Raw genomic sequence first — 1,589 nt, forward strand, 5'->3', positions numbered from 1 at the left:
GCGCCGTCCCGGTACTCGGGGTCGACGGCGATCGTGCCGCCGTGGAACTCGACGATCTTCTTGCACATCGCCAGGCCGATGCCGCTCCCGGAGTATGCGTCCTTGGTGTGCAGCCGCTGGAAGATCAGGAAGACCTTGTCGGCGAACTCCGGCGCGATGCCGATGCCGTTGTCGGTGACCGAGAACCGCCACAGCGCACCTTCGCGCTCGGCCGTGACGTGGATCTGCGGCTCCTGGCCCGGGCGGCGGAACTTGACCGCGTTGCCGATCAGGTTCTGCCAGAGCATCCCCATCTGGGTGGGGTCGGCGACCAGGGTCGGCAGCGGGTCGTGGCTGATCACGGCACCGGCCTCCTCGATGCCGACGCTCAGCGTCCCCAGGGTCTGTTCCAGCACCCCGTCCAGGTCGACGTCCTGGTGGGCGTGGTGCAGCCGCCCGACCCGGGAGAAGTCGAGCAGGTCGTTGATCAGGACCTGCATGCGGTTGGCGCCGTCGACCGCGAACTCGATGTACTGGTCGGCCTTCTCATCCAGCTGGCCGCCGTAGCGCCGCTTGAGCAGCTGGGTGAAGCTCGAGACCTTGCGCAGCGGCTCCTGGAGGTCGTGGGAGGCGACGTAGGCGAACTGCTCCAGCTCGGTGTTGGAGCGCTGGAGGTCGGCGGCCTGGGCGTCCAGGCGCAGCCGGGCCTGCTCGGTGAAGGCCAGTTCCCGCACCAGGCGGCGGCGCATGAACTCGACCTCGGAGCCCAGGCGGCGCAGGTCGGCGGGGCCGGTCGGGGTGATGGGGTGCTCGAAGGTGCCGGTGGCGATGGTGCGGGCGTCCGCGCCGAGGCGGTCCAGCGGCCTGGTGATGCCCCGGCGCAGCCCCTCGAAGGCGACCGCGGTGAGCAGCACGATCAGGGCCGCGATCGCGCCGAAGACCCAGTTCCGGACGGCCAGGGTGGACATCAGGTCGTCCCGGGCGCGGGTGCGCTCGGCGATGAGCCGGTCCTGTTGGCTGCCGAGCGCGGCCCGCACGTCGTCGAAGGCCGCCTTGCCCTCGGCGGCGAGGGCGGTGGCCGCCGGTGCGGGCGAGCCGGGCGGCGCGGCGGCGATCGGCTCGGCAACCGTCGCCTGCCAGGTCGCGACGGCCGCCTGCACGCGGGCCAGGTCCTCCAGCGCCGCGCTGTCGTCCTGCAACAGGTCCGCGAGCTTGCGGATATCGGTCTCCTGCTCGCCGCGGCCCTGATCGTACGGGGTGATGAATTCCGGCGAGCCCGTCAGGCTGTAGCCGCGGATCCCGGTCTCCTGGTCGAGCAATGCCGATTCCAGCCGGAACGCGGTGGAGGAGGCCGGGGAGCGCACGTCGACCAGGTCGGTGCTGAGGGTCTGGGTCCGCTGCAGGATCCAGGCCCCGGTCAGTCCGAGCAGGGTGAGCAGGGTGAGCGAGACCGCCGCGCCGACGCGCAGCCACCGTCTGGTCGTCCAGGTGGCGAACCACCGCGTGCGTGGCAGCGCCTCGTCGCCGGTCATGTCCGAACCCCTCCGCTGTGACAGGGCGCCCTCAAAACGGCGCAGCCCAACACTGTAGAGGTCGCCCGACAATGAATG

General features: G+C 71.1%; 1 protein-coding gene. It reads right to left on the reverse strand.

Translation table 11 applies throughout. The features are described 5' to 3' along the window. On the reverse strand, nt 1-1,511 hold a 1,511-nt coding region (locus ABT014_RS34460; protein ID WP_350643804.1), incomplete at its 3' end, for a sensor histidine kinase. Between the last annotated feature and the right edge of the window lie 78 nt (nt 1,512-1,589).

Origin of the sequence: Kitasatospora sp. NPDC094015 (genome assembly GCF_040304075.1) — a bacterium.
Lineage (GTDB): Bacteria > Actinomycetota > Actinomycetes > Streptomycetales > Streptomycetaceae > Kitasatospora.